The 14,458-nt window shown below is 71.6% G+C and carries 14 protein-coding genes and 1 pseudogene; 5 read left to right on the top strand and 10 right to left on the bottom strand.

Going from position 1 to position 14,458, the window contains the following annotated elements; genetic code table 11:
• Positions 1 to 28 precede the first annotated feature (28 nt).
• The 4 genes from ACH4FX_RS01900 to ACH4FX_RS01885 form a co-directional block, all read right to left on the bottom strand.
• Positions 29 to 2,077: a fructose-specific PTS transporter subunit EIIC gene (locus ACH4FX_RS01900; protein WP_398474223.1), complete on the bottom strand. Its 2,049-nt coding sequence runs from the start codon at positions 2,075 to 2,077 to the stop codon at positions 29 to 31.
• A gap of 96 nt (positions 2,078 to 2,173) precedes the next feature.
• Entirely contained in the window at positions 2,174 to 3,121 is a 948-nt protein-coding gene (gene pfkB, locus ACH4FX_RS01895) for a 1-phosphofructokinase (protein ID WP_398474222.1), read from the bottom strand.
• Positions 3,118 to 3,888: a DeoR/GlpR family DNA-binding transcription regulator gene (locus tag ACH4FX_RS01890; RefSeq protein ID WP_398474221.1), complete on the bottom strand. Its 771-nt coding sequence runs from the start codon at positions 3,886 to 3,888 to the stop codon at positions 3,118 to 3,120. Before ACH4FX_RS01890 ends, pfkB begins: the two co-directional genes overlap by 4 nt.
• A 351-nt stretch (positions 3,889 to 4,239) precedes the next feature.
• Positions 4,240 to 5,241: an RNA polymerase sigma factor RpoD/SigA gene (locus ACH4FX_RS01885; RefSeq protein ID WP_150237735.1), complete on the bottom strand. Its 1,002-nt coding sequence runs from the start codon at positions 5,239 to 5,241 to the stop codon at positions 4,240 to 4,242.
• 189 nt (positions 5,242 to 5,430) lie between these two features.
• Between ACH4FX_RS01885 and ACH4FX_RS01880 the strand changes: the two genes are divergently transcribed.
• Entirely contained in the window at positions 5,431 to 5,955 is a 525-nt protein-coding gene (locus tag ACH4FX_RS01880; protein WP_398474220.1) for a GNAT family N-acetyltransferase, read from the top strand.
• Between the two features lie 97 nt (positions 5,956 to 6,052).
• Complete coding sequence (locus ACH4FX_RS01875) at positions 6,053 to 6,607, top strand: hypothetical protein (protein ID WP_398474219.1); 555 nt, start codon at positions 6,053 to 6,055, stop codon at positions 6,605 to 6,607.
• A gap of 65 nt (positions 6,608 to 6,672) precedes the next feature.
• Here ACH4FX_RS01875 and ACH4FX_RS01870 read toward each other — a convergent pair whose 3' ends face one another.
• Positions 6,673 to 7,233, bottom strand: coding sequence for a pyridoxamine 5'-phosphate oxidase family protein (locus ACH4FX_RS01870; protein WP_398474218.1), 561 nt, complete (start codon positions 7,231 to 7,233; stop codon positions 6,673 to 6,675).
• Positions 7,234 to 7,372: 139 nt separating this feature from the next.
• Between ACH4FX_RS01870 and ACH4FX_RS01865 the strand changes: the two genes are divergently transcribed.
• Entirely contained in the window at positions 7,373 to 8,428 is a 1,056-nt protein-coding gene (locus ACH4FX_RS01865; protein ID WP_398474217.1) for a questin oxidase family protein, read from the top strand.
• 133 nt (positions 8,429 to 8,561) lie between these two features.
• Positions 8,562 to 9,059, top strand: a complete 498-nt coding sequence (locus tag ACH4FX_RS01860) for a MarR family winged helix-turn-helix transcriptional regulator (protein WP_398474216.1) — start codon at positions 8,562 to 8,564, stop codon at positions 9,057 to 9,059.
• 135 nt (positions 9,060 to 9,194) lie between these two features.
• Here the strand turns inward: ACH4FX_RS01860 and ACH4FX_RS01855 are convergent, their stop codons facing one another.
• Positions 9,195 to 10,730 carry an MFS transporter gene (locus tag ACH4FX_RS01855; protein WP_398474215.1) on the bottom strand — a complete coding sequence of 512 codons (1,536 nt, stop codon included), beginning with the start codon at positions 10,728 to 10,730 and terminating at the stop codon, positions 9,195 to 9,197.
• 394 nt (positions 10,731 to 11,124) lie between these two features.
• Entirely contained in the window at positions 11,125 to 11,781 is a 657-nt protein-coding gene (locus ACH4FX_RS01850) for a TetR/AcrR family transcriptional regulator (protein ID WP_398474214.1), read from the bottom strand.
• A gap of 253 nt (positions 11,782 to 12,034) precedes the next feature.
• On the opposite strand from ACH4FX_RS01850, the gene ACH4FX_RS01845 reads away from it, so the two are divergent.
• Positions 12,035 to 12,745 (top strand): rhomboid-like protein, encoded by a 711-nt coding sequence (locus tag ACH4FX_RS01845; protein WP_398474213.1) that lies wholly within the window; start codon positions 12,035 to 12,037, stop codon positions 12,743 to 12,745.
• On the opposite strand, the pseudogene ACH4FX_RS01840 reads toward ACH4FX_RS01845, so the two are convergent.
• The 3 genes and pseudogenes from ACH4FX_RS01840 to ACH4FX_RS01830 form a co-directional block, all read right to left on the bottom strand.
• Positions 12,720 to 12,815, bottom strand: a pseudogene (locus ACH4FX_RS01840) (DUF397 domain-containing protein); the annotation flags it as partial. The gene ACH4FX_RS01845 and the pseudogene ACH4FX_RS01840 sit on opposite strands and share 26 nt — an antisense overlap.
• A gap of 8 nt (positions 12,816 to 12,823) precedes the next feature.
• On the bottom strand, positions 12,824 to 13,636 hold the full coding sequence (locus ACH4FX_RS01835; protein ID WP_398474212.1) for a helix-turn-helix domain-containing protein: 813 nt from the start codon (positions 13,634 to 13,636) through the stop codon (positions 12,824 to 12,826).
• 119 nt (positions 13,637 to 13,755) lie between these two features.
• On the bottom strand, positions 13,756 to 14,412 hold the full coding sequence (locus tag ACH4FX_RS01830; protein WP_398474211.1) for a TetR family transcriptional regulator: 657 nt from the start codon (positions 14,410 to 14,412) through the stop codon (positions 13,756 to 13,758).
• Between the last annotated feature and the right edge of the window lie 46 nt (positions 14,413 to 14,458).

The following is a 14,458-nucleotide window of genomic DNA, read 5'->3' as shown; positions in this document are numbered from 1 at the left end:
CGGCCACCGTCGTGTCACGGCTTCCCCGTCAGGCCGCCACCGGCGCGGCCTCGGCCGCGGGTTCCGGCGCGGCGGCGGGTGTGGGCTCGCCGGTCTTCCGCAGGCCCTTGAGGAGGACGACCAGGGCGGCGGTGACCGCCGTACCGGCCAGCACGGCCACCAGGTACAGCAGCGGCTGCCCGATCAGCGGCACTACGAAGACGCCGCCGTGCGGGGCGCGCAGCGTGCAGCCGAACGCCATCGACAGGGCGCCGGTCACCGCGCCGCCCGCCATCGCGGACGGGATGACCCGCAGCGGGTCGGCCGCCGCGAACGGGATCGCGCCCTCGGTGATGAAGGACGCCCCCAGCACCCAGGCCGCCTTGCCGTTCTCCCGCTCGGTACGGGTGAACAGCCGGCCGCGTACGGTCGTGGCCAGCGCCATCGCCAGCGGCGGCACCATGCCCGCCGCCATCACCGCGGCCATCACCTTCAGGCTGCCGTCGTTGGGGTTGGCGAGGCCGCCCACCGCGAACGCGTAGGCCACTTTGTTGAGCGGTCCGCCCAGGTCGAAGGTCATCATCAGGCCGAGGACGAGGCCCAGGATGACCGCGTTGGCGCCGGACAGCCCGCTCAGCCAGTCGGTCAGCGCCTTCTGGAGCGCCGCGACGGGCTTGCCGACCACCAGGAACATCAGGAATCCGACGACGGCCGACGAGATCAGCGGGATGACCACGACGGGCATGATCCCGCGCAGCGCGGGCGGCACCCGCACCCGCTGGACCGCCATCACCACCGCGCCCGCGATCAGCCCGGCGATCAGACCGCCGAGGAAGCCCGCGTTGACGGTCAGGGCGATCGCGCCGCCGACGAAGCCCGGCACCAGGCCCGGCCGGTCGGCCATGCCGTACGCGATGAACCCGGCCAGGATCGGGACGAGGAAGCCGAAGGCGACGTTGCCGATCTGGAAGAGCAGCGCCGCCCAGCTCGCGGACTCGGTCCACACGAAGTGCTCGGCGACGGACGGCGCCTTGTTGATCCCGTACCCGCCGATCGCGAAGGCCAGTGCGATCAGCAGGCCGCCCGCAGCGACGAACGGGACCATGTAGCTGACGCCGGTCATCAGCCACTTGCGCAGCCGGGTGCCGAAGCCGTCGCCCGCCTCGCCGTCCCGGTCCATGGGCGCGGGTCCGGCCGTCGCGGGGGCGGAGACGTCGCCCCGCGCGGCCTTCTCCCGTACTTCCGCGATCAGTTCGGCGGGCCGGTTGACGCCCGCCTTCACGCCGACGTCGACCGTCGGCTTCCCGGCGAACCGGGCCTTGTCCCGCACCTCCACGTCGTGCGCGAAGATCACGCCGTCGGCCGCCGCGACGGTCTCCGGGTCCAGCCGCCGGAACCCGGCCGACCCCTGCGTCTCGACGACCAGCTCGACCCCGGCCTCCTTGCCCGCCTTGGCCAGCGCTTCGGCGGCCATGTAGGTGTGGGCGATGCCGGTGGGGCAGGAGGTCACGGCGACGATCTTGAAGGGGGCGGCGGGAACGGCCGTGTCCTGCGGCCCGGCAGCGGGTCCGGCCTTCACCCCGGATACGGCGTCCGGCTCGGCCACGGCCTCCGGCGCGGAGTCGGAGTCGGCCTCCGCCGCGGGCGCGGCGTCCGGCTCATCACCCCGGATCAGCGCCGCTGCCGCCGCCGGATCGTCCGCCGCGCGCAGCGCCCCCGTGAACTGCTCGTCCATCAGGTGCCGGGCCAGCGTCGACAGGATCGACAGGTGGTCGGCGTCGCCGCCCGCCGGTGCCGCGATCAGGAAGATCAGGTCGGCCGGGCCGTCCGCGGCGCCGAAGTCGATCCCGGCGGCGCTGCGTCCGAAGGCGAGCGTCGGCTCGGTGACGTGGGCGCTGCGGCAGTGCGGGATGCCGATGCCGCCGTCCAGGCCGGTCGGCATCTGGGCCTCGCGCGCGGCCACGTCCGCGAGGAAGCCCTCCAGGTCGGTGACCCGGCCGCGGGCGGCCATCCGCTCGGCCAGCGACCGCGCGGCCGCTTCCTTGCTCCCGGCGGACAGGTCCAGATCGACCAGTTCCGCGGTGATCAACTCACTCATCGCGGGCTCCTTCGCTCGCTTCAAGTACCGGACCGGCACCATCTCGTTCAGCCGTGGCACGCCCGGGCCGGGACCGGCCGCCGTACGGTGCCCCGTTCACGACACCGGCTCCCGCAGCTCTCGCCCCAGCGGGACGGCCTGCGCCACCACCACCGCCGAGGCGTCCAGATCCTTCGGCGCCGGCATGGCGCTGCCCGGCAGCTGCACCGCCGCCGCCCCGTACGCCACGGCCGAGGCCAGGGCCCGTACGCCGACGCCGCCCGCCGCCAGAAACCCGGCCAGCGACGCGTCGCCCGCGCCCACGTTGCTGCGTACGGCCGCGACCGGCGCGGAGGCGAAGTGCTCCCCGTCCGCGTCGACGAGGAGCTGCCCGTCCGCGCCGAGGGAGGCGAGCACCGCCCCCGCGCCCAGCGCCCGCAGCTCACGCGCGGCCCCGACCGCGTCGCCGACCGTGCGCAGTGGCCGGCCCACCGCCTGGGCCAGCTCTTCCGCGTTCGGCTTGACCACGTCCGGCCGGGCCCGCAGGGCGGCGGTCAGCGACGGCCCCGACGTGTCCAGCGCGATCCGGGCGCCGGCCCGGTGCACCTGGGCGACCAGCTCCGCGTACCAGGAGGGCGCCAGTCCGCGCGGCAGGCTGCCGCAGCAGGCGATCCAGCGGGCGCCGGCGGAGTGGGTCCGTACGGTGTCCAGCAGCGCCCGCGACTCGTCGGCCGTCAGCTCGGGCCCCGCCGCGTTGATCTTCGTGAGGGTGCCGTCCGGTTCGACGGCGGAGATGTTCGACCGGGTCTGCCCGGCCACCGGTACGCCCGCGACCTCGATGCCCTCCGCCCCCAGCAGCCCGCCCAGCGCCGCGCCCGCCGGTCCGCCCAGCGGCAGCACGGCCAGCGTGCGGTGCCCGGCCGCCGCGACGGCCCGGGAGACGTTGACGCCCTTGCCGCCCGGGTCGATCCGGTCGGCGGTGGCGCGCAGCACGGCGCCGCGCTCCAGCGACGGGATCTCGTACGTACGGTCCAGGCTGGGGTTGGGGGTGACGGTGAGGATCATGCGCGCACTACTTCCGTGCCCGCGCGCTCGATGGCGAGGGCGTCGTCGGGGCTGAGCCCGGTGTCGGTGACGAGCAGGTCCACGTCGTCCAGTCCGCCGAAGCGGGCGAAGTGCACCTGCCCGAACTTGCTGCTGTCCGCGACGAGCACGACGCGCCGCGCGGCGGCGACCGCCGCCCGCTTGACGGCCGCCTCGGCGAGGTCGGGGGTGGTCAGGCCGCCTTCGAGGGAGAAGCCGTTGGTCGCCAGGAACACCACGTCCGCGTTGATCTCGCGGTAGGCGCGCAGCGCCCAGTCGTCCACCGCGGCCCGCGTACGGTGCCGGATGCGGCCGCCGACCAGGTGCAGGGTCAGGCCCGGGTGGTCGGCGAGCCGGGCGGCGACCGGGAGCGCGTGCGTGACGACGGTCAGCTCGGCCTCCAGCGGCAGTCCGGCGGCGATCCGGGCGGCCGTGGTGCCCGCGTCGAGGATCACGCTGCCGGGTGCCGAGCCGCCGGGCAGTTCGGCGAGCGCGGCCCGCGCGATGCGCTGCTTCTCGTCGGCGGCGACGGTGTCCCGCTCGGCGAGGTCCGGCTCGAAGTCCAGGCGTCCGGCGGGGATGGCGCCGCCGTGCACCCGGCGCACCAGCCCGGCCCGGTCCAGGGCCTTCAGGTCCCGGCGGACGGTCTCGGCGGTGACCTGGAACTCCTCGGCGAGCGAGAGGACGTCGACCCGCCCGCCCTCGCGTGCCAGACGCAGGATCTCCTGCTGCCGCTCCGCTGCGTACATGGTGTTTACGCCTGCCTCATGCCCGACCGTGTGGTTTCGAAGCAAAGGTACGACCAGATGGGCGAGAAGTAAACACATCCGGGCGCGCAAGCAACATAAACGGGCATGGCCGGGCAGCCGTGACCGTCGGACGGCGGAAGGCGGGCAGCGGCGAGGGGCGGCGGACAGAGGCGGCAAATGGCAGACAGCAAAGAGCCCCGGTACCGAAGGGGGGAGAACGGTACCGGGACTCGTCTATGGGGGAAGGGGCGAAGACCGCTCGGGGCACGTACAGAAGCGCCGGTCATCCCACGTCAGGCCACCACCGACGGGGACACGCGACGCGCGGGGCGCCGGGGAGCGCGGCGCGCCCTACGCCGCCGCGTCGAACCCCGTGTCGCGCGCCATCCGCTTCAGCTCCAGCAGCGCGTGCTTCTCTATCTGCCGGATCCGCTCGCGGGTCAGGCCGTGCTGCTTGCCGACCTCGGTGAGCGTCCGCTCGCGGCCGTCCTCGATGCCGTACCGGGCCTTGATGATCGAGGCCGTACGGTGATCGAGGCGGTCGATCAGGTCCTCCAGCTCCTCGCTGCGCAGCAGCGTCAGGACGGACTGCTCCGGCGAGGCCGCGGAGGTGTCCTCCAGCAGGTCGCCGAACTGGGTGTCGCCCTCGTCGTCGACCGACATGTTCAGGCTGACCGGGTCGCGGGCCCAGTCCAGGACGTCCGTGACGCGCTCGGGCGTGGAGCCCAGCTCCTGCGCGACCTCGGCGGGCTCCGGGTCGCGGCCGTTCTCCCGGTTGAACTCGCGCTGCACACGGCGGATGCGGCCCAGCTCCTCCACGAGGTGGACGGGCAGCCGGATGGTGCGCGACTGGTCCGCGATGGAGCGGGTGATGGCCTGGCGGATCCACCACGTGGCGTACGTGGAGAACTTGAAGCCCTTCGCGTAGTCGAACTTCTCGACCGCGCGGACCAGGCCCGCGTTGCCCTCCTGGATCAGGTCGAGCAGCGGCAGACCCGAGCGCGGGTAGCGGCGGGCGACCGCCACGACCAGGCGCAGGTTGGAGCGGATGAAGATGTCCTTGGCCTTCTCCGCCTCGGCGGCCAGGGCCTCCAGCTCCTCACGGGTGCCGCCGGCCGCGTTGCCGTCCTCGACGACGCCGTCGAGGATCTGGCGGGCGTAGACACCCGCTTCGATGGTCTGGGACAGCTCGACTTCCCTGGCGGCGTCGAGCAGGGGGGTACGCGCGATCTCGTCGAGGTACATGCCGACCAGGTCGCGGTCGGCGATCTCCCCGCCTACGGCGCGAACACTGTTGGCCCCGTCGGCACCGCTGCTGGTGGCCTGACGTCGGGCGACGGCACGGGTTGCCATGCGTGTGCTCCCTCTGCGATGAGTCTGCGTGAGTCGGTCGCGGGATGGTGGCGGTGGGACACCGGGTGCTGTCTGGCCTCCGAGTACCCCTTCCGAAGGAAACAACGGCTGGAATCCGGACAGAATTCCCATGCCGAGCCCCGATTTTTGTGATCATGCAGTACCCTGCATCCCCACCAAGGGGGTCGGATGCCACCCGAGTACCAGGAAGTGCAGGTCAGAACGGCGACCGAGGCTGATCTCGGTGCCCTCACGGACCTCTACAACCACTACGTCCGTGAGACGACCATCACATTCGACACGGAGCCCTTCACCCCCGGGCAGCGGCGCCCGTGGTTGCTCTCCCACCCTGAAGACGGCCCGCACCGCCTTCTGGTTGCCCAGGAGCGGGCACCGGGTGGGCGTCTCCTGGGTTACGCGTCCAGTAGCCCTTTCCGGATCAGGCCCGCGTATGCCACCTCGGTGGAGGTCAGCGTCTACTGCGCGCGGGAGGCCGTGGGCCGCGGCGTCGGCACGCTGCTCTACAAGGCCCTCTTCGAGGCGCTCGCGGACGAGGACGTGCACCGCGCCTACGCGGGCATCGCCCTGCCCAACGAGGCGTCCGTCCGGCTGCACACCCGCTTCGGCTTCCGGCACGTCGGTACGTACGGCGAGGTCGGCCGGAAGTTCGGCCGCTACTGGGACGTCGCCTGGTACGAGAAGCACCTGGGCTGAGGCCGGGCGCGGCACCGCACCGGAAACGGCTTCTCCGGTTGACGGTGGCGGGGCCCGGGTGTGGCCTGGAGACGGGGGCGAGTGAGAGGAGCCCGTCATGAAGACGCCCGCCCACCGGCACGGTGCGACCGCGGACCCGCAGTCGCACCCGGACACGTCGGATCCGAACACAGCCCGCTCGACCACCGCCCACTCGACCACGGGGCGGCCGGACGCGCCCGGCGCCAAGCCGCACGGCATGTCCACCACCGCCGTGGCCCTGCCCGTCGCCGCGGCGCTCCTCTACGGCCTGTGGACCGTTTTCGTCGACCGCACCAGCGGTTCCTCGCTGGGCCACGCCTGGCTGCTGGGCCTGATCGCGGCCGTCGTCAGCGGAGTGCTCGGCCTGCTGCTGGTGCGCGTCCAGTCGACGCTGATCACCGAGGTACGGGCCCTGGCGTACGGGGCGCTCTTCGGTACCGCGATGGGCTGCCTCTACAGCATCTCCCACGCGACCGGGCCGTCCATCCTGGAGTCGGTGCGGATGGGGCTGATCATGGGAGCGGTGATGTTCGTGGTCTCCCTGTACGTCTTCCGGACCCACCGCACCCGTGAGCCCCACGGCAGGCACCGGCCCCGCCGGGCACACCGCCATCCGCACCCGTCCGGCTGAGGACGCTGTCGCCGGCCCGTCCTCCGGGTACGAGGGGCCCGTTCCCCCGGAACGGGCCCCTCCCGTCAATTCCGGATCACCGCGTCCACAGGCCCCACGGTGACCTCGGGCGGTTCGGCGCCGTTGCCCCGCCGGATGGTGCGCAGGGGGCCGCCGGGCCGCCAGGTCTCCAGCACGATGTGCGGGTCCTCGACGTACGTACGGGCCACCTCGGTCAGCTCCGCCCGGAACAGGTGGAACGGCTCCGGCGGCTCCGTCTCCCGCGCGTACCGGGCGAGCACCGCCGGGTCGGTCACCTCCACGGCCCGCCCGGCGACCCGTACGTCACCGTCCTCCGTCTCCGTACCGGGCCCCGGATTCGCGTGCAGCGCGAACCGCGGATCGCGCCGCAGGTCCAGCGCCTTGCGGGAGCCCGGCATCATGCCCAGCCACAGCTCGCCGAAGCGGAAGTCCGCCTCGATGCCGGTCAGGCGCGGCGAGCCGTCGCGGCGGAGCGTCCCCAGGATGTGGTGCCGGTACGCCGCGAAACGTGCCCGCACCCGCTCCGCCGGCTGTGGCTGCGCCGCCGCGAACCCGGCCCAGCCCACGCCCGCGCGCCCGTACTTGCCTGCCTCGTCGTTCGTCATGCGCCCACCCTCTTCCCGATACCCGACATCTCCTGTCGGGTATGGCGCGGAAGGGCTCGCGGCCTTACGACCATCGCCGTACCGGGACGTACGTCCGCCGCCCGTTACCGCCGCCCGCCGCCCGTCCTAGCCTCGGCGCATGGACACCACGAGCGGCATCCTCGACGAAGCTCTGGAGCGCCTGCACACCTCGGGCCCGGAGTTCCGGGGCTTCCTCGCCAACCATGGACCGATGGCGGTGGAGGCTCTGGTCAGACACGGCCAAGCGGGTTCCGTCCACCGCTGGCTCGACCACTACGAGACGAAGCTGGAGGACGTGCCGAGTCCGCAGGACCCGGTCACCGACGCCAACTGGCAGCAGGCGCTGGGTGATCCGCGCCGGGTCACCGACTGGACCGCCTACTTCACCCGGCTGGTCGCCGAACGCCCGTGGCGGGACGTGCTCGCCACCTGGTGGCCGCGGCTGCTGCCCGGTATCGCCGGAGCCGCCACGCACCCCGTCATCCGTGTCGGCCACGTCGTCCGTACGCTTCTGGAGGACGGCGAAGAGGCGCCGAGGATCGCGGAGTTGGCGCACGCCCTCGGCTACTGGGCCGCCCGGCACACCACCCTGCCCGTCACGGTGCGCCCCTCCGGGACCGCCTCGCCCGCCGAAGCCCTGGCCGCCCTCCCGCGCGTCGCCGACCAGCAGGTGCTGCCCCTCGACGGTCTGGCCCAGCTCCCCGGTACGCCGGGCTGGCCGGCCGCCGCGGAGTCCCTGGACGTGCCGTACGACGACCCGGACGCCGTACGCGACCGGACCGCCGCGCTCGTCGAGGCCGCCGTGCACCACTATCTCGACCACGGGCACGGCCACGGCGTCCTGATGGTGCACACCGCCACCGCCCCGAACGCCGTCCTGCGCACCCTGCCCGCGCTCCCCCGCGAACTGTGGGCGGTGTCGCTCGGCGCGGTCTGGACGGCGAGCGCCGCGATCACTTCGGTCTATTCGGCCGCCGAGATGCAGTCGCCACTGGAGGGCGCCGGCCCGCTCGTCGCCGAGGAGGTGTTCGAGCGATCGGCCCGGCACGGTGATGAGCACGTCATCAAGTTGACGGATACGGCGCTGGATGTGGCGAACCGGACCGCGGACGGTGACGACCGGGCCCTTGCCGCCGCCGTGCGCGCCCAGCAGCTGATTCCCGCCGATTCCTGAACGGGTCGGCCCCGTTCCGGAGCGTTCCTGAACAAACAAGGGGTTCCGGTACGACGGCTCACCTGCACATTTCCTCCCCGTCACCCTTAGTTAAAACTTAAAGAAATGACGGAGCGGTGAGACAGTGGATGGTATGAGCACCGAACCCGCAGGCGAGCCGCGCTGGCTCAACGACGAAGAGCAGTACGCCTGGCAGTCGTACCTGCATGCCACCACGCTCCTGGAGGACCACCTCGACCGCCAGCTCCAGCGTGACGCGGGCATGCCGCACGTCTACTACGGACTGCTCGTCCAGCTCTCCCAGGCGCCCCGGCGCCGGTTGCGGATGACCGAACTGGCCCAGAACGCCAAGATCACCCGCTCCCGGCTGTCGCACGCGGTGGCCCGCCTGGAGAAGAGCGGCTGGGTCCGGCGGGAGGACTGCCCGTCGGACAAGCGCGGCCAGAACGCCGTCCTGACCGACGAGGGCCTGCGCGTTCTGGAGAAGGCCGCGCCCGGCCATGTCTCCGCCGTACGGGCGGCCATATTCGACCGGCTCAGCCCCGAGCAGGTCGGCCAGCTCGCCGACATCTGCCGCACGGTGGCCGATGGCCTGCAACCGCAGGGCGCCGACCTGCCCTGGCTTCGCTGAGGAACGGGGGCGGGTCGGCGCGTGGGGCGTGGGCCCGCCCGGCAGGGCGTGGGCCGTGCTCAGGCCCGGACGGGCCGGTGACCGGGGGCCGGTGACGGGTGGCCGTTCCCCGGCCACCGGCCCGAACGCACCCGCTCAGTGCGCCATGACCGGAATCGGCACGTCCGCCTCGGCGTCCGCGCCCTCGGCCGCGTCCGCGCCGTCGCCGGAGCGGGCGACCGGACCGCTGCCGCCCTGGCTGCCGGTGGTGACCATCGTGAACGCGATGACCGAGGCGACGGCCAGGATGCCGACCGCCCACCAGATGGCGGCGGTGTAGCCGTGCACCATCGACTCCAGCTTCAGCAGGTCCACCGAGGGGGCGGACTTCGCGTGCGAAGCGGCGTACGCGGTGGTGGCGCTGGCCGCGATGGTGTTCAGCAGGGCCGTACCGATCGCGCCGCCCACCTGCTGCGAGGTGTTGACCATCGCCGAGGCGACACCGGCGTCGCGCGGCTGGACGCCGTGCGTGGCCAGCGACATCGCGGGCATGAAGGCCGTGCCCATACCGAGCCCGAGCAGCAGGAACGCGGGCAGGATGTGCACCGGGTAGGACGTGTCCAGGCCGATCTGGGTCAGCAGCAGCATGCCGACGGCGGCGAGCAGGAAGCCCGGGGCCATCAGCAGCCGCGGCCGGACACGGGTCATCAGCCGGGCACCGATCTGCGTCGAGCCCGTGATCATGCCGACGATCATCGGCAGGAAGGCCAGACCGGTCATGACCGGCGTGTAGCCCTTCACTATCTGCATGTAGTACGTCAGGAACAGGAACAGACCGAACATGCCGATGACGGCCAGGCCCAGCGACGTGTAGACACCGGCCCGGTTGCGGTCGGTGAGCACCCGCAGCGGCAGCAGCGGGGACTTGACCTTCGACTCGACCAGGACGAACACCGCGAGCAGCACGGCGGCGGCCACGAACAGGCCGATGGTCATCCCGGCGCCCCAGCCGTCGGACTCGGCGCGCGTGAAGCCGTACACCAGGGACACCAGGCCCAGGGTGGCCAGGATGACGCCGGGCACGTCCAGGCGGGACGGGTTGCGGCTGCCCGCGGGCTCGCGGATCACGACCAGCGCACCGGCCGCCGCGACCACGGCGAACGGGATGTTGACGAAGAAGGTCCAGCGCCAGTTCATGTACTCGGTCAGTACGCCGCCGAGGATCAGGCCGACGGCACCGCCGCCACCGGCGATGGCGCCGAAGATGCCGAACGCCTTGGCCCGCTCCCGGGCCTCGGTGAACGTCACCGCGAGCAGGGACAGCGCGGCCGGCGCCAGCAGCGCGCCGAAGACGCCCTGGAGGGCGCGGGCGCCGAGGAGCACGCCTTCGTTGGCGGCGGCGCCGCCGAGGGCCGACGCCAGCGCGAAGCCGACCAGGCCGATGATGAAGGTCCGCTTGCGGCCCCACAGGTCGGCGACGCGCCCGCCGAACAGCAGCAGGCCGCCGAAGGCCAGGGCGTACGCCGTGATGACCCACTGCCGGTTGGCGTCCGAGATGCCGAGGTCGGCCTGGGCGGAGGGCAGCGCGATGTTCACGATCGTCGCGTCGAGCACGACCATGAGCTGCGCCAGGGCGATGAAGATGAGCGCTTTCCAGCGCCGGGGATCGACGTGTGTGGCCGAATCAGACATGGGTGGGTCCACCTAGTGGTGCGTGAGCGGGCAGCGGGACGTGGGCGTGGTGTTCGTAAGTGACAAAGTCGGTGCTGATGGCGTGTTGATTTGGTGTTGAACGTGTGTTGATCAGACGTTGATCGACTTCGGGTACGGCTGCTCGCGGCGCACAGGACAGCCCTCGGTACGGCCGGGCCGCGTCGTGCGCGTACCGGTCGTTCCGTTACGGGAGAGGCGAGGGCCGGCGCCCGGGCAGGCGCCGACGGTCACTGGCCGGACGGCCGGACAGCCGCCGGCCGGCCGGGCGTCGGCCGGGCGTCGGCCGACAGCGTCAACACACCCGGCCGGACCGTCCCGGCCGGGGCTCTGTTCCCCCGTGTGGTTCCCCGTGCGCGGTTCCCCGCGTGGTCCGCTAGCTGTGCCGGAGGTCCTCCAGCGTGGCCGCGCAACCGGGCAGTTCAGAGCGCGCCGGCGCCCGCAGGCCGTCCAGGAACAGCAGCAGATGCCGGTACACGAACCGGTCAAAGTCGGTACACCCGCTTCCAGGCAGCGGGCGCGTGAGTTGAGTCAGCGCGACCATCAGGTCACCGACGGCGATGTCGGTACGCAGCTGGCCGCTGTCGCGCGCGGCACCCATCAGGGCCTCGACGGCCCCCTCCAGGCGCTCACGCGCTGCGAGCAGGTCGGGATGGTCCTTGTCGACGCCGTCCGAGAGCAGCGGGCACAGGGCGCCGATGCGTTCCTCGACCGCCGCGAACACGAAGCGCCGCAGGGCTTGGAAAGCATCGGGCTCCTCGGTGAGCGCGGCCGCCGCCTTGTCCGCGGTGCGGTGCATGACGGAGAGCGTGACGTGGTGGATCAGATCCAGGCGATCCGGGAAGTGACGGTAGAGCGTCGCATTGCCGACACCGGCCCGTCGAGCGATTTCATCGAGCGGGATCTCGGCCCCGAACTCGACCATCGCCTCACGGGCCGCCCCGATGATCCGCTCCCGGTTGCGCAGGGCGTCCGCCCGCAGCCGGTGCGGGGCCGCGGTGTGCGCACGGGGGCGGGACCGGGTGGCGGTCATGTCGGCACGTTCCTCTCTCGCTCGTTCTCGTCGTACCCAAAAGCTTCGTCGCGACCGAAGACCTCGTACCCGGAGGCTTCGCCGCGCCCGGAAGCCGGGCTTCGTGAAGCGGGGAGTGAATCCCCGTTTCGGTCGGACACCCGGTTAAACGGGGACGGCCTCCCCGGTTATTTCACCCGGCGCTGTGTCCTACGCCACACGCGCCGCACGGGCCTCGCCCGGTACGGCGGATCGCGTGCCGTATACATGCGCCATGACCGTTTCGCTCCGCCCGGCCGCTCTGCTCCGTGCGATCCGGTCGTACGTGTGCCGGGCCCCCGGCACGTTCATCTGGCTGGCGATCCTCTTCGGAACGTCGGTGATCATGCACCAGCTGACGCCCGACATCCTGGAGCGCGTCCTGCAACGCCGCTCCACCAACATCCACAACCTGCTGCTCTCACCCGGCCGGGTCCTGCTCACCAGCGCGCTCTGGCTCGACGGCGGCGGCTGGCCGCTCTATTTCGTCGTCTTCAACGTCTTCCACGTCCCGGCCGAACGCTGGCTCGGCACCCGCCGCTGGCTGGCGGTCATGGGCGTCGCCCACATCGGCGCGACGTATCTGAGCGAGGGCGTGCTCGCCCTCGCCATCCACACCGGCGCGGCCCCGCACTCCGCCGTGAACACGCTGGACGTCGGCGTCAGTTACGCGCTGGCCGGCGTCGCGGCCGTCCTGACATACCGCCTCCCCTGGCGCCCCCTGCGCTACGTATACGCCGCAGGCGTCGTCCTTTTCTACGCGCTCCCCCTGATCACCAGCCGCACCTTCACCGACATCGGCCACTTCACGGCCGCGCTGCTGGGCTTGGCGTGCTACCCGGTCACGCCGAACGGCCGCGCGTGTACGCGAGGAATGCGACCCAGGCGCTGGCGCCGAAGGCGAGCTGAGGACCGTTCGGGTCCTTGGAATCCCGGACGCGAATAATGTCCGGGGCGGTGGATATCTCGACGCACTCCCCGCCGGCCCCGTCGCTGTGGCTCGACTTGGACCACACGATGTCATTCACAGGCTCTCCACCAACTGCGCGATGAACTCGGCTGACTCCTTCGGGCTCAGCGCCTGCTGGAGGAGCTTGTCGTACTGCTGGCGCATGCCGAGTACCTTCTCCGGCTCAGCGTAGATCACACCGCCTCCGCGCAGCTCCACGTAGGCAAGGTGCTCGTGCTGCTCCGTTGCCAGCAAGACGAACGGCCCGTGCAACCCAGCGTTGACCATGTCGCGGTCGAGCAGAACCTGTACGGACACGTTGCGCTGTTCGCCGACTTCCAGCATGCGGCCCAGCTGCTCCTTGTGCAGCTCACGCCCTCCGTAGGCGCAGCGCAGCACCCGCTCGCTGATCACGAAGCTGAACGACCTGGTGGCCTGGCGCAGCAGGGCTTGACGCTCCATGCGTCCCGCTACCCGCCGCTCGATCGTCTCCTCGTCCAGCGGTGGCCAGTGTTCGGTCATCAAATGCCGCGCGTAGGCCTCAGTCTGAAGTAGCCCGGGCACCAAGGAAGCCTGGTAGAAGTAGAGGGCAACCGCGTCGAGCTCGTACAGCATGTAGTCCGCCGAGTACGACACGAATTTCTCTGGCTGCAGATACTCCTCTCCCGCCGTCAGCAACCCGCGCGCGCCGCACAGCTGGTCCGCCACCCTGAGCAGGTGGGCCGTCGGCTTTCGCCGACCCTGTTCCATCGATTTCACGTACTCCGCCGAATAGCCGACCTCCTTGGCCAGCTCCTCGCGGCTCACCTGAGCCTGCGCGCGCCACAGCTTGATCTGATTGCCGCAGTACCGCCACGCCATCGGTGGTTGGGAATTTTCGATCGTCATCGCGTCCGCCTCCCGCTACCCGCGTAGTTACGCCACGACAAACGCTAGACCCACCCACTGACAATTGCGCCAAATGACTTACTCACGCCACTAATTGGTCAGCCACGAACAAACGGTGATCAGTAATCGCCACCGGCGTCGCGCCAGTGCTGCCGCCCGACGCTGATGAGCAGCAGCTGACGCCGCGCGGTCCGGGCCACCGCCCGCCACCGCTCCGAACCCTCGCCCTCGCCGTCCCGCACGTCCAGGAACGCCGAAGCCGTCATCACCAGCCGGTCCACGTACAGCTCCGCCAGCATCCGGACGTCCTCGTCGCTCCAACCCTCCGACGCCGGCTGGCCCTTCAGCGCCTCCGCGACCTCCGTGGCGAACCGGTCCAGTTCGTCCGCTATGGCCTGCCGTACCGCCCGTACGCCACCGTGCCGCTCGCGCGCGATGAACCGTACGTGCGCGGGGTGCTCCCGTACATACCGTTCGACGACCGCCACCGTGTGGTCGATCCGCTCCTCCGCGCCCGCCTGTTCGGCGAGGACCGCCCGCACCGTCGCGTGCAGGCTGGCCAACGACTCCTGGACCAGGGCGACTCCGAGCTCGCCGAGGTTGCGGAAGTGCCGGTAGAAGGCGGTGGGGGCGACACCGACCGCGCGGGTCACCTCGCGCAACCCCATGCTGCTCAGGCTCTGTTCGGCCAGCAGGCCGAGCGCCGCGTCGAGCAGGGCCTGACGGGTGCGCTGCTTCTGGGCCTGCCGGACACCGACGGACTCGCTGTGACTCATGTCATCCAGTAAACAACCGTTCTCTCAGTTTCTCCACCCCTAGACT

This window comes from Streptomyces sp. NPDC018019 (assembly GCF_044327805.1).
In the GTDB taxonomy this organism is placed as follows: domain Bacteria; phylum Actinomycetota; class Actinomycetes; order Streptomycetales; family Streptomycetaceae; genus Streptomyces.
Note: the sequence above shows the minus strand (reverse complement) of the source record. Positions and strands in the feature narration are given on the sequence as shown.